The 16,931-nt window shown below is 59.8% G+C and carries 19 protein-coding genes; 15 read left to right on the top strand and 4 right to left on the bottom strand.

Annotation, left to right across the window (positions count from 1 at the left end):
• Positions 1-10 precede the first annotated feature (10 nt).
• Positions 11-1,312 carry an adenylosuccinate lyase gene (purB, locus tag ACPYOJ_RS03365; protein ID WP_481414979.1) on the top strand — a complete coding sequence of 434 codons (1,302 nt, stop codon included), beginning with the start codon at positions 11-13 and terminating at the stop codon, positions 1,310-1,312.
• Between the two features lie 40 nt (positions 1,313-1,352).
• Here purB and ACPYOJ_RS03360 read toward each other — a convergent pair whose 3' ends face one another.
• Both ACPYOJ_RS03360 and ACPYOJ_RS03355 read right to left on the bottom strand, forming a co-directional pair.
• Positions 1,353-1,817 carry a low affinity iron permease family protein gene (locus ACPYOJ_RS03360; protein ID WP_481414978.1) on the bottom strand — a complete coding sequence of 155 codons (465 nt, stop codon included), beginning with the start codon at positions 1,815-1,817 and terminating at the stop codon, positions 1,353-1,355.
• Positions 1,818-1,902: 85 nt separating this feature from the next.
• Entirely contained in the window at positions 1,903-2,700 is a 798-nt protein-coding gene (locus ACPYOJ_RS03355) for a DUF2189 domain-containing protein (protein ID WP_481414977.1), read from the bottom strand.
• Positions 2,701-2,865: 165 nt separating this feature from the next.
• Between ACPYOJ_RS03355 and ACPYOJ_RS03350 the strand changes: the two genes are divergently transcribed.
• The 7 genes from ACPYOJ_RS03350 to ACPYOJ_RS03320 all read left to right on the top strand — a co-directional run bounded on the left by ACPYOJ_RS03350 (position 2,866) and on the right by ACPYOJ_RS03320 (position 8,466).
• Positions 2,866-3,420, top strand: a complete 555-nt coding sequence (locus ACPYOJ_RS03350) for an RBBP9/YdeN family alpha/beta hydrolase (RefSeq protein ID WP_481414976.1) — start codon at positions 2,866-2,868, stop codon at positions 3,418-3,420.
• A gap of 169 nt (positions 3,421-3,589) precedes the next feature.
• On the top strand, positions 3,590-5,821 hold the full coding sequence (locus ACPYOJ_RS03345; RefSeq protein ID WP_481415003.1) for a putative bifunctional diguanylate cyclase/phosphodiesterase: 2,232 nt from the start codon (positions 3,590-3,592) through the stop codon (positions 5,819-5,821).
• Positions 5,822-6,035: 214 nt separating this feature from the next.
• Entirely contained in the window at positions 6,036-6,800 is a 765-nt protein-coding gene (gene purC / locus ACPYOJ_RS03340; RefSeq protein ID WP_168831150.1) for a phosphoribosylaminoimidazolesuccinocarboxamide synthase, read from the top strand.
• 30 nt (positions 6,801-6,830) lie between these two features.
• Positions 6,831-7,073, top strand: a complete 243-nt coding sequence (purS, locus tag ACPYOJ_RS03335; protein ID WP_168831149.1) for a phosphoribosylformylglycinamidine synthase subunit PurS — start codon at positions 6,831-6,833, stop codon at positions 7,071-7,073.
• Between the two features lie 19 nt (positions 7,074-7,092).
• A complete protein-coding gene (locus ACPYOJ_RS03330; protein WP_481414975.1) occupies positions 7,093-7,350 on the top strand; it encodes a hypothetical protein in 258 nt (85 codons plus the stop codon).
• On the top strand, positions 7,347-8,021 hold the full coding sequence (gene purQ, locus ACPYOJ_RS03325) for a phosphoribosylformylglycinamidine synthase subunit PurQ (protein WP_481414974.1): 675 nt from the start codon (positions 7,347-7,349) through the stop codon (positions 8,019-8,021). The genes ACPYOJ_RS03330 and purQ overlap by 4 nt, the downstream gene beginning before the upstream one ends.
• Positions 8,022-8,067: 46 nt before the next feature.
• Positions 8,068-8,466, top strand: a complete 399-nt coding sequence (locus tag ACPYOJ_RS03320) for a hypothetical protein (RefSeq protein WP_481414973.1) — start codon at positions 8,068-8,070, stop codon at positions 8,464-8,466.
• Here the strand turns inward: ACPYOJ_RS03320 and ACPYOJ_RS03315 are convergent, their stop codons facing one another.
• Positions 8,467-8,715: a DUF1127 domain-containing protein gene (locus tag ACPYOJ_RS03315; RefSeq protein WP_481414972.1), complete on the bottom strand. Its 249-nt coding sequence runs from the start codon at positions 8,713-8,715 to the stop codon at positions 8,467-8,469.
• A gap of 82 nt (positions 8,716-8,797) precedes the next feature.
• Here ACPYOJ_RS03315 and ACPYOJ_RS03310 point away from each other — a divergent pair, with 82 nt between their 5' ends.
• The 4 genes from ACPYOJ_RS03310 to ACPYOJ_RS03295 all read left to right on the top strand — a co-directional run bounded on the left by ACPYOJ_RS03310 (position 8,798) and on the right by ACPYOJ_RS03295 (position 13,529).
• Entirely contained in the window at positions 8,798-10,216 is a 1,419-nt protein-coding gene (locus tag ACPYOJ_RS03310; RefSeq protein ID WP_481414971.1) for an aminotransferase-like domain-containing protein, read from the top strand.
• 152 nt (positions 10,217-10,368) lie between these two features.
• A complete protein-coding gene (locus tag ACPYOJ_RS03305; RefSeq protein ID WP_481415002.1) occupies positions 10,369-10,914 on the top strand; it encodes an acyloxyacyl hydrolase in 546 nt (181 codons plus the stop codon).
• Positions 10,915-11,040: 126 nt separating this feature from the next.
• Complete coding sequence (gene purL, locus ACPYOJ_RS03300) at positions 11,041-13,275, top strand: phosphoribosylformylglycinamidine synthase subunit PurL (RefSeq protein ID WP_481414970.1); 2,235 nt, start codon at positions 11,041-11,043, stop codon at positions 13,273-13,275.
• Between the two features lie 20 nt (positions 13,276-13,295).
• On the top strand, positions 13,296-13,529 hold the full coding sequence (locus ACPYOJ_RS03295; protein ID WP_007789538.1) for a BolA/IbaG family iron-sulfur metabolism protein: 234 nt from the start codon (positions 13,296-13,298) through the stop codon (positions 13,527-13,529).
• Between the two features lie 24 nt (positions 13,530-13,553).
• On the opposite strand, the gene ACPYOJ_RS03290 is transcribed toward ACPYOJ_RS03295, so the two are convergent.
• A complete protein-coding gene (locus ACPYOJ_RS03290; RefSeq protein ID WP_481414969.1) occupies positions 13,554-14,705 on the bottom strand; it encodes a hypothetical protein in 1,152 nt (383 codons plus the stop codon).
• Positions 14,706-14,861: 156 nt separating this feature from the next.
• Here ACPYOJ_RS03290 and ACPYOJ_RS03285 point away from each other — a divergent pair, with 156 nt between their 5' ends.
• From ACPYOJ_RS03285 to ACPYOJ_RS03275, 3 genes are all read left to right on the top strand, one after another.
• A complete protein-coding gene (locus ACPYOJ_RS03285; RefSeq protein WP_481414968.1) occupies positions 14,862-15,086 on the top strand; it encodes a hypothetical protein in 225 nt (74 codons plus the stop codon).
• 147 nt (positions 15,087-15,233) lie between these two features.
• Entirely contained in the window at positions 15,234-15,569 is a 336-nt protein-coding gene (gene grxD / locus ACPYOJ_RS03280) for a Grx4 family monothiol glutaredoxin (RefSeq protein ID WP_481414967.1), read from the top strand.
• A 140-nt stretch (positions 15,570-15,709) separates the two neighbouring features.
• Positions 15,710-16,915, top strand: a complete 1,206-nt coding sequence (locus ACPYOJ_RS03275) for a multidrug effflux MFS transporter (protein WP_481415001.1) — start codon at positions 15,710-15,712, stop codon at positions 16,913-16,915.
• The last annotated feature ends 16 nt before the right edge of the window (positions 16,916-16,931 follow it).

The following is a 16,931-nucleotide window of genomic DNA, read 5'->3' as shown; positions in this document are numbered from 1 at the left end:
GCAGTGAGCCATGATCCCGCGTTACTCCCGCCCAGAGATGGTCGCCATCTGGTCGCCCGAAACCAAGTTCCGCATCTGGTTCGAAATCGAAGCGCATGCCTGCGACGCTCTTGCCGAACTCGGCGTCATTCCGAAGTCGGCGGCAAAGACCATCTGGGAAAAAGGCAATGCCGCAAACTTCGACGTGGCCCGCATCGACGAGATCGAAGCCGTCACGAAGCATGACGTCATCGCGTTTCTGACCCATCTCGCCGAATTCGTTGGGCCGGACAGCCGCTTCGTGCATCAGGGCATGACATCGTCCGACGTGCTCGACACGACGCTCAACATCCAGCTAGTGCGCGCCGCCGACATCCTGCTCGCCGACATGGACCGCGTGCTCGCCGCCCTCAAGGCGCGCGCCTTCGAGCACAAGGACACCATTCGTATTGGCCGCAGCCATGGCATCCACGCCGAGCCGACCACCATGGGGCTCACCCTCGCCCGCTTCTACGCCGAGATGGACCGCAACCGCGCTCGCCTCGTCGCCGCGCGCGCCGAAATCGCCACCGGTGCGATCTCCGGTGCTGTCGGTACCTTCGCCAACATCGACCCGCGCGTCGAGGAGCATGTCTGCGCAAAGCTCGGCCTGACGCCGGAGCCGGTTTCAACCCAGGTCATTCCGCGCGACCGCCATGCGATGTTCTTCGCCACGCTCGGCGTCATCGCCTCCTCGATCGAAAACGTGGCGATCGAAATCCGTCACATGCAGCGCACAGAGGTTCTGGAGGCCGAGGAATTCTTCTCGCCCGGCCAGAAGGGCTCGTCGGCCATGCCGCACAAGCGCAATCCTGTGCTTACCGAAAACCTGACCGGCCTTGCCCGTCTGGTGCGCATGTCGGTCGTTCCGGCGCTGGAAAACGTGCCACTGTGGCATGAGCGGGACATCAGCCATTCGAGCGTCGAACGCGCCATCGGACCGGATACGACGGTTACGCTGGATTTTGCCTTGAACCGCCTCGCCGGAGTGATCGAAAAGCTCGTCATCTATCCCGAGAACATGGAGAAGAACCTCAACAAGTTTCGCGGTCTCGTGCATTCCCAGCGCGTGCTGCTGGCGCTGACGCAGGCCGGGGTTTCCCGCGAAGATGCCTACCGCCTCGTGCAGCGGAATGCCATGAAGGTCTGGGAACAGGGCAGGGACTTTCTTGAAGAGCTGCTCGCTGACCAGGAAGTCCGCGCGGCACTATCCGAAGAGGATATCCGCGAGAAGTTCGACCTCGGCTACCACACCAAGCACGTCGACACGATCTTCAAACGCGTTTTCGGTTAATCCTGACGCCATGCATAAAACGGCGCCGATGGCGCCGTTTTCACTTCTGCTTTCGCGATCTCGATAAGCCAGGACGCTTGCCGTTCTGCGATCTCTTGCCGTTTCCTTCGTCTTGTTGCCGCACGCGGCTCACCGCCGCCTGAGCCTGTCCCTTCGCAGCTTTCGCGACGAGTCGATCCAGATGCTCCAGGTCCTCTTCATCGAGATGCTCGATACCGATGAAGCGGTTCTCGGCCTGGCTTGTCAGGATGATCTCGTTGAGCTTCGCCTGGATCGCCCGCGTGTCGCGCGTCTGCGCGTTCTGCAGCACGAAAACCATCAGGAAGGTGACGATCGTGGTGCCGGTATTGATGACCAGCTGCCATGTTTCCGAATAGTCGAAGACCGGGCCGAGGACAGCCCAAATAACAACTGCCACGAGCGCCAGGACAAAGATCACCGGCTTGCCCGCCCATTCCGATACCTTGGTGGCGAAGCGCGCAAAGACGTGCTGCGGCGTTCCCATGAAAAACCTCCCTCAAAGCACTGTTAAGTAACTTGGAAGGAGGTTTTCAGGTTCCATCAGGCTAACGTGCAGACTGCATTTCCTGTCAGGCCGGCGCGACCAGCTTTCTGTAGAGATGCCATGTCGCGTGCCCGAGGATAGGCATCACCAGCGCCAGGCCCACAAACAACGGGATCGTGCCGATGACGAGCGCCGCCGCGACAATCAGGCCCCATAGGAAAACCGGCACCGGATTGCGGACCGTCGCACGGATGGAAGCCGCCATCGCAGCGACCAATCCTACGTCGCGATCAAGCAGTAGGGGGAACGTGACGACTGTGGTCGCCAGAACGACAATGGCGAAGACCAAGCCCAGAAGATTGCCCCAGACAATCAGCTGCATTCCCTGAGGCGTGCTGAAAATCTGCGAGAGGAACACGCCGATCGATCGCGGGAAGACATCTCCGAACAAGCTCGTGTAAAGTGTCTGCGCTGCCACCAGCCAGACGATGAAAAAGCCGAACAACAGCAACCCGCCGACGATGATGGACGGCAAGGCCGGCGAGTGCCTGACTTCGAGCGCATGTTTCCATGAAGTATCGAGCCCAGCCTCGCGGCGGCGGCTGATTTCGTAGAGCCCGATTGCGGCAATCGGGCCGACCAGTGCGAAACCGGACATCAACGGGAAGATTATCGGCAGGAGGTTGGCGTCCGATGTCGCCAGCGCAAGGAAAATGCCGGCGATCGGGTACATGAGGCACAGGAACACGTAATGGGAAGGCTTCTCGCGAAAATCATCGATGCCGCGCCGCAGCGCGTCGAACACGTCCGAGATACTGATTTTGTTGATGGCAAGGCGTGCGTAGCGCTCGCCGGCTCCTGTCATTACATGAAATGCCGTCATGGCTTTCTCCTCCGTGAGCCGATCAACCGGCGGCGGAAAAGTATCGGCCATAACTCAGCCGACACGAGAAACCGCAACCGGCAATGGCGCGATGATAACTAATTTAGTGGCTGTTGTCGCCTTTCCCTTGACAGAAGGGCCAAGCTTTCTCACATCGGCGGCATCATGAAAGCGTCTGACGTAGATATTCTCATCATCCCGGGCTATACGAATTCCGGTCCGGAACACTGGCAAAGCCGCTGGCAAGCGAAGCTCAGCACGGCGCGGCGCGTCGAGCAGGCGGAATGGTCGAAGCCGGTACGCGACGATTGGGTGGCGCGCATCGCCGAGGAGGTGAATGCCTCCACGCGCCCCGTGGTTCTTGTCGCTCATTCACTCGGCATCCCCTCGGCGATCCATGCAATTCCGCAGTTCAGGAACAAGGTGGCAGGCGCCTTCCTCGTGGCGCCGCCCGAGGTCACCAACCCGAATATCCGCCCGAAGCATTTGATGACGTTCGGCCCCTACCCGCGCGATCCGCTGCCATTCCCTGCGATCATGGTGGCGAGCCGCAACGATCCCTTCGGCAGCTACGAACACGCGGACGACATTGCCGCAAGCTGGGGCTCGTTTTTGATTGATGCCGGCGAGTCCGGCCATATCAACGCCGAGTCCGGCCATGGCCCATGGCCGGAGGGGACGATGGTCTTCGCGCAATTTTTGAGCCGGCTGAAACCGTAACCTGTGGACATCCCAAGATTGAACAGCATTTCGGGATCCGCTTAAGAATTATTTTATTGAATGACTTCAGACTACCAGAACGCGAAATTCAGCGAGACGCCGTTTGAAGCAGCAAGAAAAGAAAAGCGCGAGCAAGATTGACGGCAAGCCCAAGGCTTCGGCAAAGCGGATGCAGGCGCGGGATCCATCCGATCTGGCCGATAGGGAGAGCCGCTGGAATTACGCCCTCGTCGGCTCCGGGCTTGGCGTCTGGGATCACAACGATCGCGCCGGAACCAAATACTATTCCGACACCTGGAAAGAAATCCGCGGCATGCCCGTGGACGAAGATTACCAGGGGAAATACGAGGAATGGCTGACGCTTCTTCATCCCGATGACCGCGATTACGTCATTGAGGCCATCCCGAAGCAGATCGCCGGCGACCCGGACTATCACGTCTTCGAATACCGCGAACGCCACAGGCAGGGCCACTGGGTTTGGATCGAATGCCGCGGCGCCTGCGTGGAATGGGACGAAAGCGGCGCCCCTGCCCGCATCGTCGGCACGGACACGGACATCACTGCCCGCAAGCGATCGGAGGAAATGCTCGAACAGCTTTCGCGCAGGCTCGATCTTGCACTCGAAATCACGCGGATCGGCGTATTCGAAGCCGATCTCGAGGCCGGAATGGTGGAATGGGATGATCGCCTCCTGACGATGTACGGGGTCGAAGGGACGCCACGCATAAAGCGCGCCGAAGAATGGGAGCAGGCGCTGCATCCCGACGATCGAGAGTGCACGCTGAACAGCCTCAGCGAAAGCCTGGAAAAGGATCGCGGTCTGCTGCAGGAGTTTCGCATCATCCGAGGCGACGGCGCCGAACGGGTCATTCGCTCCCGATCGGCCTTCTTCCTTGATGCGGAAGGCAAGCGAAAGTTGGTCGGCGCCAGCTGGGATGTCACTGAAGAAGTCAATCTTCGCAACGATCTGCAGAAGGCCAAGGAGCTGGCGGAAGCCCGCAATCAGGAGCTCGAAGCCGCCAGGGCAAGCATCGAACACCTGGCCCTTCATGATTATCTCACCGGTCTGCCAAACCGGCGTTATCTCGACCGCATGCTCGATGAACGCGCCGCCACGTGCCGCGAGAACGGCCTGACGCTCGCGGTCCTGCATATCGATCTCGATCGCTTCAAGCAGATCAACGACACGCTCGGTCATCGTGCAGGCGATGCGATGTTGAAACACGCAGCCAAGTTGCTGAAGGGGTGCGTACGCTCCACCGATTTCGTTGCCCGCATTGGCGGGGACGAGTTCGTCGTGCTCTGTACGATCGACAGTGCGTCCAAGAAGCTTTCCAACATCGCTGTCCGCATCATTCGCGAGCTCAACAAGCCGGTTCGCTACGAGGGGCACGACTGCCGTTTCGGCGCCAGCATCGGTATTGCCGCCGACGGCGGCCCGGAGCTCGACCCAAGGCAACTGCTGCTCAATGCTGACATTGCGCTTTACCGGGCCAAAGCCTCGGGCCGCAATCGGCATGAGTTCTTTTCAAAGGACGCCCGCCGCAACATCATCGCCGTCAAACGGCTATCGGATGAGATACTGCTGGGACTCGAGCGCGACGAATTCATTCCCTACTATCAATTGCAGTTCGATGCCCGCACCCTGGACGTCGCCGGAGTCGAGACGCTCGCCAGGTGGCGGCATCCGGAGCACGGACTGCTCGCACCGGACCACTTCTTGACGATAGCCGAAGATCTCGATGCGGTTTCGACGATCGATGCGCTTATCCTTGAAAAGGCGCTCGCCGATCGGGCCGGCTGGGCCGAGGAGGGTTTCGTCACGCCGAAAATCTCGGTCAACGTCTCCTCACGGCGGCTGGCCGATCCGGGCCTTGCCAAGAAGCTGCGGGCTCAGAAAATCGAACCGGGCGTCGTCTCCTTTGAGCTGCTGGAATCCATATCGCTCGACGACTGCGATGACGCGGTCCTCGCCAATCTGCGGCAATTCCGCAAGCTTGGTATAGATATCGAGATCGATGACTTTGGGACAGGTCGCGCCTCGATCGTCAGCCTGCTCAAGCTCAGCCCGCGCAGACTTAAGATCGATCGGGAACTGATCCGCATGCTGCCGCAATCGGCCGAGCAGAGAAAACTTGTCCGCTCGATCATCGACATCGGCCGTTCGCTGAACATCGGTGTTACTGCCGAGGGCGTCGAAACGACGGATCATGTCCGCATCCTTCGCGATCTCGGCTGCGACACGCTGCAGGGCTATGCATTGGCCCGGCCGATGCCGGCCTCGCAGGTTCCGGCTTTTGTACGCGACGAACACTGGCGGCAGGGCGAAACCGCCTCTCGCCGCCCCAAAGGCGCCGCCCGCCAGCCGCTCAATGGCAGCCGCGCAAATAAATCCGCATAAGCGGAGAGAACGGCTTTGATTCCACAGGTTCACGAAAAACTGTAAACTTGTCTTAGAAAATCTTCGATTCTCTTGAGCGGCGTTCCTAAATATCAGGAATCCGGGGAAGGAATGACAGGCACATTGTGAAACTCTCCCTTTTCCTTTATGGGGACGCCACGAGATCGATCCACTTGCGCCATCCCAAGAGCGCCAACGATAGAGAACAATTAAAATGAACCGTCGCCGCCGTATCTACGAGGGCAAGGCCAAGATTTTATATGAGGGACCGGAACCCGGCACGTTGATCCAGTTCTTCAAGGACGACGCCACGGCCTTCAACAAGAAGAAGCACGAAGTCATCGATGGCAAGGGCGTTCTGAACAACCGGATTTCGGAGTACATCTTCAGCCATCTGAACAAGATTGGCATTCCGACCCACTTCATCCGGCGGCTCAACATGCGCGAGCAGTTGATCCGCGAAGTGGAAATGATCCCGCTCGAGATCGTCGTGCGCAATGTCGCCGCCGGTTCGCTTGCCAAGCGGCTCGGCATCGAAGAAGGCGTCGTGCTGCCGCGCTCGATCATCGAATTCTACTACAAGTCGGATGCGCTGGACGATCCGATGGTTTCCGAAGAGCACATCACGGCCTTCGGCTGGGCGAACCCGGCCGAGCTCGACGACATCATGGCGCTTGCGATCCGCGTCAACGACTTCATGACCGGCCTCTTCCTCGGCGTCGGTATCCAGCTTGTCGATTTCAAGATCGAATGCGGCCGCCTCTTTGAAGGCGACATGATGCGCATCATCCTCGCCGACGAGATTTCGCCCGACTCCTGCCGCCTCTGGGATATCGAAACCCGTGAGAAAATGGACAAGGACCGTTTCCGCCGCGATATGGGCGGGCTTCTCGAAGCCTATTCCGAAGTCGCGCGCCGCCTCGGCATCATCAACGAAAACGAGCCTGTGCGCGGCACTGGCCCCGTTTTGGTCAAGTAAGACGTTCTGGTCAAAGACAGGGAAGAAGAAGTGATTAAGGCTCGTGTAACCGTCACGCTGAAAAACGGCGTTCTCGATCCGCAGGGCAAGGCAATCGAAGGCGCCCTTACCGGCCTCGGCTTCGCCGGCATCGGCCATGTCCGTCAAGGCAAGGTGTTCGACCTGGAGCTCGAAGGCGCAGACAAGGCCAAGGCTGAGGCCGACCTCAAGGCGATGTGCGAGAAACTCCTCGCCAACACGGTAATCGAGAACTATACTATTTCTCTCGACTAAAGGTTGCGGAGATTTTGAGATGGCTGAAGTGAATCAAGAGCTCACGTATGAGTTGTTGAGAAAGATGCACCAGCGTATCGACAAGATCGATGTTTCTCTCGGAGAAATCCGGAGCGAAATGCATAGCATGCGCGGTACGATGATTTCGATGCAGCAGGATATTCATAACATCTATGGAGTCCTTGCACGGCATGAAGATCGGCTCGAACGCATAGAAAATCGTCTCGAACTTCGAGAATTGGCAGAAGCACAAGCAAGGTTTGAACCGCACCCATGAAATCAGCCGTCGTTCAACTCCCGGGCCTCAATCGCGACCGCGACATGATCGCCGCGCTCACCAAGATTTCCGGCAAGGCGCCGGTCACCGTCTGGCAGACCGAGACCGAGATTCCGGATAGCGTCGACCTGATCGTCATACCGGGCGGCTTTTCTTATGGCGACTATCTGCGCTGCGGGGCGATTGCCGCACGCATGCCCGTCATGCAGGCGATCATCGACAAGGCTCAGAAGGGCGTAAAGGTACTTGGCGTCTGCAACGGCTTTCAGATCCTCGTCGAAGCAGGCCTCCTGCCCGGCGCGCTGATGCGCAACGCCTCGCTGAAGTTCGTCTGCCGCGAAATCAAGCTCGAAGTCGTCAACGCCGATACCGACTTCACCCGCGCCTATGCCAAGGGCCAGATCATCCGCTCTCCGGTTGCTCACCACGACGGCAACTATTTCGCGGATGCCGAAACGCTGGCGGCGATCGAAGGCAACGGTCAGGTGGTTTTCCGCTATGCAGAAGGCACCAACCCAAACGGCTCCATGAATGATATTGCCGGCGTGATGAATGCCAAGGGCAACGTGCTCGGCATGATGCCGCATCCGGAAAACCTCATCGAGGCCGCCCATGGCGGTTCCGACGGACGCGGCCTGTTTGCTTCGGCGCTCGACGTAATCGCTGCTTAACCTTCGCCGCGTAAGACGCATTCGACAGGTTCACCGGAGCAGATTGATGCGTCTTTCCACGAATATCGCCGCCGTCGCAACTATCGGTGCGATGGGCTTTCTGGTTTCGTCGTGCCAGTCCCACGCCCCGTCTTCGGGCCCTGCTCGCGATGCGCTGTCGACGATGGAGCGCGTTGCCGTCGGCGCCAATTCGTGCTGGTTCAAATCCGGCGACGCTGCCTTCGCAGCCTATCGCCTGGCACCGGAACTGACATCCTTCTCCGGCCGGCCGCGCATCCTGGTCGTCCACAAGAACACTCCGGAAGGCAGGCCGCTGCTCGTTGTCCAGGCCGAAGGCAACCCTGCCCGGCTGCAGGCATTCGGTCCGATGATGTCCGAGCCGGTCGCCGGTCGCATTGCCGCCGACGTGACCCGATGGTCGGGTGGCGGCAAGGCTTGCCGTTGATCAATCCCAAAAGAACGACTTACTGACTTCCTTGGCTGCATCGGCGGGCTCAAGACCGATATCGCTCAATTGCCAATCCGACATCTCCCGCAAGACCTTGCGCCCTTGGCGTTTCTCGCTCCAGGAAGACAGCCTCTCTAGGATTCTCGCCAACAGCGTCCGCTGCCGGATGACGCCTTCCAATTTGTCCTGCTTGTTCACAGGCACAATCGTTACAATGCTCTGATCAATCTTCGGTAAGATGGACATCGCCGTCTAAAATCCGCGCCGTTGCTGATGATTGATTCATATCCTTGACAGTCGAATGGTGACAATCTATCGAATTGTTACCATGACAAATTGGCTCCCTGATCTATCGCGCGGCTCCGGCCCGGTCTATATGCGTCTGGCCGACAGCATCGAATCCGCCATTGCCGCGGGCACCCTCGCCGCAGGTAGCAAATTGCCGCCGCAGCGAAACCTTGCCTATGATATCGGCGTGACGATTGGCACCGTTGGTCGGGCCTATGCCCTTGTTCACGAGCGCGGACTGGTGGCCGGCGAAGTCGGCCGCGGGACCTATGTGCTTGATCGGGCGCAGACACCGCCGAGCGAGCAGGCCGATCCGTTGACGATTTCGCTTGGCGGCACACGTGTCCTCGACGCGCCGGCGGACAAGATCCGGTTCGACACCACCGCAGCACCTGATCTCGGCCAAGGCAGGATCATCGGTCAGATCCTGGCGGAGATCGGCGAGCAGAACATTTCCGAAATCTCCTCCTACTCCCGCAAGTTCCCGCGCAACTGGTTCCAGGCCGGTCAGCAATGGCTGGCACGAAATGGCTGGACGCCTCAGACGGAAAATATCGTTCCGACACTCGGCGCGCACGCGGCAGCCATCTCCATCATTTCCGCGGTGTCCTCGCCCGGTGACAAGATCGTCTTTGAAAACCTGAGCTACACGCAGGTAAGCCGCAGCGCCCGCCTGCTGGGGCGGCGAACGATCACGGTCGATTCAGATGAGAACGGCGTCCTTCCCGATGATTTCGAGCGCCTGTGTGTCCAGCAGCATCCGAAACTCGCCTTCCTGATGCCGACGGCGCACAATCCAACGCTGGCGACCATGCCGTACGAGCGCCGCGCGGCGATTGTGGCAACGGCCCGCAAGCATGGCGTCTGGCTCATCGAAGACGACCTCTACGGCGGCATGACCGGCGACGAAACACCATTGCTTACCTCGCTTGCGCCGGATCGTACCTTCCTCGTCAACGGGCTTTCGAAATCGGTCGCTGCCGGCGTCCGCGGCGGATGGGTCGCCTGCCCCCCGCATTTCGCCCAACGGATCAAGGTCACGCATAAGATGATCACGGGGGGCTTGTCGTTCATTCTGGCGGAGACTTGCGCGCGTCTCGTGGAAAGCGGCAGTGCGCACGCCATGCGCAAGGCAAGCGTCACCGAACTTGCCGCACGCGAGCGGCTAGCTCGTGAATCGCTGGATGGCTTCGATTTCGAATCGCATCCGCATGTTCCCTTCCTCTGGCTGAGGCTTCCGGACCCCTGGATGTCCGGTACCTTCAAGAACGCAGCCTTCCGCGACGGCGTGCTTGTCGATGACGAGGATGAGTTCAAGGTCGCCCGTGCGGACAGGGTCTATCACCGCGTGCGCATCGGCTTCTCCTCATCGAAGAGCAAGGATGAGCTTAAAAACGGCCTGATCATTTTGCGGAGCCTTCTTGAGGGCGGCGGTTCGGCGTATATCGGCGAAATCTGATGCTGCGGCAAATTGGAGTCACGAAGACAAAACGTCGACCGCACACTGGATCGCGCCTCGACTCATGCTAACACTCCCTCGTGGCGCGCGATTGTGCGGAGTGAGGAGAGCGGCGGATGGCGATACTTGATCGCGACTGCGTATTGCGTTCCATGGGTATCGTCTTGTTGGCGCTGCTGGCTGACATCACCGAGGTCTCGGCATCTGCCTATGCGCAGGACCAGATATTCGATGAGCTGCGCTTTGGCGCCTCGACGTCGATCCAGGGCGGCCACGAGCGGGAAGACGGCATCTTTCCGGAAGTTACCGTCTTTTTCGATCCGTTTGGTGCCGATTCCGCCACGACCTGGACCCAGACGCTTGCGCGCCCGCGTATCCATCTCGGTACGTCGATTGGAACGGAGGGTGAAGCGACCCAGTTCTTCACCGGCTTTTCCTGGACTGCCAACTTTACCGATAAGCTTTTTGCCGAGGCCGGTTTCGGCGGCGTCATTCACACTGGCGAACTCGACAAGAACGACGATGGCCCCGCGCTCGGCTGCCGCGTGTTGTTCCACGAGTATATCGGCGCGGGCTACCGTTTCGACAACCACTGGAATGTCATGGCGCAGGTTGCCCATTCCTCGAATGCAAATCTTTGCGACGGCCCCAATGAGGGCATGACCCGCGCGGGCGTCCAACTCGGGTACAAATTCTAGGCACTTGCAGCATTAAAAGGCCTGCCGCCCGCTGTTTGTTGACGGCGGGCATTTTCCTGTCGCGCGCCGCCCTTACATAAGCTAAAGACACCGCAAACGCGCAACGGCAGGGACTTTCGAGAGCTCATGACCATATCCAATACCCGCCCGATCACCCCCGAACTCATCGCCAGCCACGGCCTGAAGCCGGATGAATATCAGCGGATACTGGAACTGATCGGGCGCGAGCCGACCTTCACCGAACTCGGCATATTCTCGGCCATGTGGAACGAGCATTGCTCCTACAAATCCTCCAAAAAGTGGCTGCGCACGCTGCCGACCAAGGGTCCGCGTGTCATCCAGGGCCCCGGCGAAAATGCCGGCGTGGTCGATATCGATGACGGCGATTGCGTCGTCTTCAAGATGGAGAGCCACAACCACCCGTCTTACATCGAACCCTATCAGGGTGCGGCAACCGGTGTCGGCGGCATCCTGCGCGATGTCTTTACCATGGGCGCCCGCCCGATCGCCGCCATGAACGCCCTTCGTTTCGGCGAACCTGACCATCCAAAGACCCGCCACCTCGTTTCCGGCGTCGTTTCAGGTGTCGGTGGCTATGGAAATTCCTTTGGCGTTCCGACCGTCGGCGGCGAGGTGGAGTTCGACGAACGCTACAACGGCAACATCCTCGTCAACGCCTTTGCCGCGGGTCTCGCGAAGTCGAATGCCATCTTCCTATCAGAAGCCAAGGGCGTCGGCCTTCCGGTCGTCTATCTCGGCGCCAAGACCGGTCGTGACGGCGTCGGTGGCGCGACAATGGCCTCGGCGGAATTCGACGAGTCGATCGAGGAAAAGCGCCCGACGGTTCAGGTCGGCGACCCCTTCACCGAGAAGTGCCTGCTCGAAGCCTGCCTTGAACTGATGAAGACAGGCGCCGTCATCGCCATTCAGGACATGGGGGCCGCCGGCCTCACTTGCTCTGCGGTCGAAATGGGCGCCAAGGGTGACCTCGGCATCCTGCTCGAACTCGACAAGGTTCCGGTTCGCGAAGAGCAGATGACCGCTTACGAAATGATGCTCTCCGAAAGCCAGGAGCGTATGCTCATGGTCCTCCGCCCGGAGAAGGAAAAGGAAGCCGAGGCGATCTTCCACAAGTGGGGCCTCGATTTCGCAATCGTCGGCACGACCACGGACGATCTGCGGTTCCGCGTCGCCCATCAGGGCGAGGAAGTCGCCAACCTGCCGATCAAGGACCTCGGCGACCAGGCGCCGGAATACGACCGTCCGTGGCGCGAGTCCGGCAAGCGAGCTCCCCTGCCCGCAGAACTCGTTGCTGCACCGGAAGATTACAGCCAGGCACTGCTCAAGCTCGTCGGCTCGCCGAACCAGTCGAGCCGCCGCTGGGTTTACGAACAGTACGACACACTGATCCAGGGCAATTCGCTGCAGCTTCCGGGCGGCGATGCCGGCGTCGTCCGCGTCGAGGGCCACCCGACCAAGGCGCTTGCCTTCTCGTCCGACGTCACCCCGCGCTACGTCGAAGCCTGCCCGTTCGAGGGCGGCAAGCAGGCCGTCGCCGAATGCTGGCGCAACATCACTGCGACCGGTGCGGAGCCGCTGGCAGCAACGGATAACCTCAATTTCGGCAATCCCGAGAAACCGGAAATCATGGGCCAATTCGTCGAAGCCGTGAAGGGCATCGGCGAAGCCTGCCGTGCGCTCGACTTCCCGATCGTTTCCGGCAACGTGTCGCTCTACAATGAGACCAACGGTGTCGCGATCCTGCCGACGCCGACGATTGCAGGCGTCGGCCTGCTGCCCGACTGGAAGGCGATGGCCCGCATCGGCAGCGCTGCCGATGGCGACCAGCTGATCATGATCGGAACCGACGGCAGCCACCTCGGCTCCTCGATCTATCTGCGCGACATCCTAGGCAGCAGTGATGGCCCGGCACCGGACGTCGATCTTTTCGCGGAACGCCGCAACGGCGACTTCGTCCGTTCGGTCATCCGCAACGGCCAGGCAACGGCCTGCCACGACATTTCCTCAGGCGGCCTGGCGCTGGCGCTGGCCGAAATGGCGATGGCAGCGGGCAAGGGCATGCATGTCACGCTTGCCGAAGGCAAAGGCGCCCCGCACGCGCTCCTCTTCGGCGAGGATCAGGCGCGCTATGTCATTGCCGTCAAGGCCGACGTCGCCAACTTCATCTGCGCCAATGCGGAAGGTGCTGGCGTGCCCTTCCGGCGCCTGGGACCGGTGACCGGCAGCGAACTCGTTATCGATGATCTGCTCTCGCTATCCATTCAGGAATTGCGCAGCGCCCATGAATCGTGGTTCCCTGATTTCATGAATGACGCCGCAGCCGTTATCGCTGCGGAATGATGCGCAAGGAGTAAACGATCATGCCAATGAAGCCCGGCGATATCGAAGACATGATCAAGGCCGGGATCCCCGGTGCCAAAGTGACGATCCGCGACCTCGCTGGCGACGGTGACCACTATGCCGCCGAAGTCGTGGCCGAAGCCTTCCGAGGCAAGAGCCGCGTACAGCAGCACCAGATGGTGTACGAGGCGCTGAAGGGAAACATGGGTGGCATCCTGCATGCGCTGGCGCTGCAGACATCGGCCCCCGATTGATGCTTCGAGAATAGGAATGCCCGGTTACAAGCCGGGCATCTTCTGCAGTCCGCCGTCGGCGAAACGGGCGGCGGGTACAGGCCCGGCTGTCAGCAGCGTGAAGTCGAAGGCTGCCCTCAGATCCGGTCCCAGCACATACTGCCGGTGCACCCGAAGGAAATCCCGCTTGATCTTCCTGTAATGATCGGACGTCAGCATCTGCTTGACGCGGATGAACTGCATCTTAGCCTGCGGCGCGTCCGGATGACCTGCCACGGCAACGACCGGCACCTTGTAAAAGTGAATGGCGTCAGTCAGGCATTGCACGTCGAGCCAGAAGACGGATTGGCAACGCGCGATCAGCCCTACACGCGCCCGCAAGGTCTTTGCCGACGATAGCAGCGCGCATTGCAGGACCGCCGAACCGAGCGACGCAAACACGACCGTCTTGCCGTCGAAGATCGCCGGCTCTTTTTCGAGCAGCGCTCCGATCACGTGCGCAGCCGCGCTCGCACCCATGCTGTGCGACGAGATCACATATTCGTCGGCCTCCTCCTGCAGCGCCTCTCGCACCGCTGCCGCACAACGCTCGAGCCATTCGTTGAACTCGGGGCGATCCATGCGGGCGAGCGCAACCGCCATTTCCCAATCCGAGAACAGATGCAGCGTGTAGAAGCGCTCTGCGAACGGCAGGAAGAGATTGACGAAGAAGGCCGCAGCCCCCGGCAGGCTCCATGCAAGATGCCAGGCCGGGAGGCCGAAGCCCGCCGGCGCGAGCGCAATCGTCACAGCCAGAAGCAGCCCGAGCAGCATCTGCAGAAACGGAAAGATGAAGAAAAGACCGAAGCGCCACGCGTGACGGAAATACCCAGCCAATCCCCCGTCTGTAACGATGCGTCCGCAGGCGAAAAAGCCGTCGAGCATGCGCTTGGCCGTCGACTTCGCCCGAAGGTGCTGGACCAGCACATCATGATCGAAAACATGAACCTTGCTCACCGTCCGCCACAGATGGGAGGCGGCAGCCACGTCGAAACTGCTAAACCCGTGGAACGCATTCAACTCGCAGATCTTTGCCTCGAAGCGCCAGACTTTTCCGCTCTGACTCGCCGCTCGTTCGTAACGCATCCGATGGGCGTTGCCATCCAGGGGCTCGAAACCGGGGAAGTGAAGCACGACCCTCTTCTTGATCAATTCCACAAAATATCTTTCCGGCAGGCTCGGGCCTCGCCAATTCGCAAATAGCGCATGCATCTGAAATACGGCGGAAAAAGCGCCGAAGCGCTGAAGGCCGCTTGCTAACGGAAAGCATCAGGAATTCAATAGCCAGACAACGCTTTTGGTGCGGGAGGGTTCATGGCCGATATCGTAAAGGAACTGGTGAGTGGCGTGGTGGAAAGCGTGCTAAAGGAGATCCTCAAGAAAACGACGGGCCGCACCGCAACGAAGCGGAAGAAGCGCCAAACGCGCTCACCCACGACCGGCCGTTTCACGCGCAAGGCCGCAACCGCAAAACCCGCGAGGAAGCAGGTCAGCAAGCGCCGCACCGCCGCCGGCCGCAGCAGGCAGCGCAGCCGCTAGTTTTCCAGCTCCTATCGCCGCCGCATTCCCGCAAAAGACACGTTCTTTTTTGGTCGGGGCGGGTGGAATTTGAGCCAGCGCATGCTATTTAAGGCTAGCGATTGAAACGGCGGGCCTTTAACTCGCCTGTTGAAAGGATTAGGTCTCATGAGCGGTATCAACGAATTCATCGACAACGAAGTCAAGACGAACGACGTCGTCCTTTTCATGAAGGGCACGCCGCAGTTTCCGCAGTGCGGTTTCTCCGGCCAGCTCGTCCAGATTCTCGACTATCTCGGCGTCGATTATAAGGGCATCAATGTGCTCGCCGATTCGGAAATCCGCCAGGGCATCAAGGATTATTCGAATTGGCCGACGATCCCACAGCTTTATGTGAAGGGCGAGTTCATCGGCGGCTGCGACATCGTGCGGGAAATGTTCCAGGCCGGTGAATTGCAGCAGCACTTCCAGGAAAAAGGCGTCGCGCTTCGCGGCGCCGCCTGACAGGTCACCGGGCGTCCGTCCGGTTTCCATATTTGTTCTAATTTGAGTCCGAGGCGCTGTGCTGAACAGCGCCTTAACCTGTTTATGGGAATTGCATTGTGACACATTCATCACAAGCCGTGTCCGCGGGCCAGAAGCCCATGGGCAGGCGTGAATTTATCGCGCTTGCGGCCTTCCTGATGGCGACCAATTCGCTGGCGATCGACATCATGCTACCGGCTCTGCAGCAAATCGGCGCCAATCTAGGCGTCGAGAGCGAAAACCACCGCCAATTCGTCGTCTCTGCCTATCTTCTCGGTTTCGGCGGCGCCCAGCTTTTTTTCGGGCCGCTTTCCGACCGTTTCGGCCGCCGCCTGCCGCTTCTCATCGGTTTGGTGATCTATATCGCCTCGGCGATTGGAATCGCTTTCATTCCTTCTTTCACCGGCTTGCTTGCGTTGCGCCTCATCCAGGGCATCGGGTCAGCCGCAACGCGCGTCATTACCATTTCGATCGTCCGCGACATCTACGGCGGCCGGCAGATGGCAGAGGTCATGTCGCTGATCATGATGGTTTTCATGATCGTCCCGGTCATCGCGCCGGGTAGCGGCCAGGTCATCATGCTCTTTGCTAGCTGGCACATGATCTTCGTGTTCATCGCCGCGTTGGCGGCCATGATCGGCGTCTGGGCCTATCTACGCCTGCCGGAAACACTCGATCCGCGCAACGTCCGGCCCTTTACCGCCCGCTCCGTGCTGGGCGGCTTCAAGCTTGTCCTGATGAACCGCATCGCGCTCTGCTACACGCTCGCCACCACCTTCATTTTCGGCTCGCTGTTCGGCTTCATCAATTCCGCCCAGCAGATCTACGTCGGCATCTACGATCTTGGCGTCTATTTTCCCTTCGCCTTCGCCGGTGTTGCAGCCTTCATGTCGATATCGTCCTTCCTGAACTCGCGCTTCGTCGGCAAATTCGGCATGCGGCGCCTGTCGCATGCATCGTTGCTCGGCTTCCTCACCGTCAACACCATCTGGATGATCGTGCAGGTGTCGAGCTCTGAACCGATGCCCTTCTTCCTCTTCATCACCTTCTTCGGCCTTGCGATGTTCCATTTCGGCTGGATCGGCTCGAACTTCAACTCGCTGGCAATGGAACCGCTGGGTCATGTGGCAGGCACCGCCTCCTCCGTTCTCGGTTTCATGAGCACGGTCGGCGGGGCAATCATCGGAGCAGGTATTGGCCAGGCCTACGACGGCACCGCCCTGCCGATGGTTGCCGGCTATTTCACCGTGTCGATTATCGGGCTCGTATTCGTCCTCATCGCGGAAAAAGGCTTTCTGTTTCAGCCGCAAAACTCGCCTGCCTGAGCGGGCCATTTTTACA

This window comes from Rhizobium sp. SVR5-9E (genome assembly GCF_056755095.1).
The sequence above is the reverse complement of the archived record's forward strand: the minus strand, read 5'-3'. Positions and strand labels throughout refer to the sequence as shown.

Bases quoted from the DNA above. Each gene is read 5' to 3' on its own strand.
- purL (WP_481414970.1), top strand. From the start codon at position 11,041: ATGACCATATCCAATACCCGCCCGATCACCCCCGAACTCATCGCCAGC.
- purC (WP_168831150.1), top strand. From the start codon at position 6,036: ATGAACCGTCGCCGCCGTATCTACGAGGGCAAGGCCAAGATTTTATAT.
- ACPYOJ_RS03275 (WP_481415001.1), top strand. From the start codon at position 15,710: ATGGGCAGGCGTGAATTTATCGCGCTTGCGGCCTTCCTGATGGCGACC.
- ACPYOJ_RS03360 (WP_481414978.1), bottom strand. From the start codon at position 1,817: ATGGGAACGCCGCAGCACGTCTTTGCGCGCTTCGCCACCAAGGTATCG.
- ACPYOJ_RS03295 (WP_007789538.1), top strand. From the start codon at position 13,296: ATGCCAATGAAGCCCGGCGATATCGAAGACATGATCAAGGCCGGGATC.
- grxD (WP_481414967.1), top strand. From the start codon at position 15,234: ATGAGCGGTATCAACGAATTCATCGACAACGAAGTCAAGACGAACGAC.
- ACPYOJ_RS03355 (WP_481414977.1), bottom strand. From the start codon at position 2,700: ATGACGGCATTTCATGTAATGACAGGAGCCGGCGAGCGCTACGCACGC.
- ACPYOJ_RS03320 (WP_481414973.1), top strand. From the start codon at position 8,068: ATGCGTCTTTCCACGAATATCGCCGCCGTCGCAACTATCGGTGCGATG.
- ACPYOJ_RS03305 (WP_481415002.1), top strand. From the start codon at position 10,369: ATGGGTATCGTCTTGTTGGCGCTGCTGGCTGACATCACCGAGGTCTCG.
- ACPYOJ_RS03285 (WP_481414968.1), top strand. From the start codon at position 14,862: ATGGCCGATATCGTAAAGGAACTGGTGAGTGGCGTGGTGGAAAGCGTG.
- ACPYOJ_RS03310 (WP_481414971.1), top strand. From the start codon at position 8,798: ATGACAAATTGGCTCCCTGATCTATCGCGCGGCTCCGGCCCGGTCTAT.
- purQ (WP_481414974.1), top strand. From the start codon at position 7,347: ATGAAATCAGCCGTCGTTCAACTCCCGGGCCTCAATCGCGACCGCGAC.
- ACPYOJ_RS03315 (WP_481414972.1), bottom strand. From the start codon at position 8,715: ATGTCCATCTTACCGAAGATTGATCAGAGCATTGTAACGATTGTGCCT.
- ACPYOJ_RS03350 (WP_481414976.1), top strand. From the start codon at position 2,866: ATGAAAGCGTCTGACGTAGATATTCTCATCATCCCGGGCTATACGAAT.
- ACPYOJ_RS03345 (WP_481415003.1), top strand. From the start codon at position 3,590: ATGCAGGCGCGGGATCCATCCGATCTGGCCGATAGGGAGAGCCGCTGG.
- ACPYOJ_RS03330 (WP_481414975.1), top strand. From the start codon at position 7,093: ATGGCTGAAGTGAATCAAGAGCTCACGTATGAGTTGTTGAGAAAGATG.
- purB (WP_481414979.1), top strand. From the start codon at position 11: ATGATCCCGCGTTACTCCCGCCCAGAGATGGTCGCCATCTGGTCGCCC.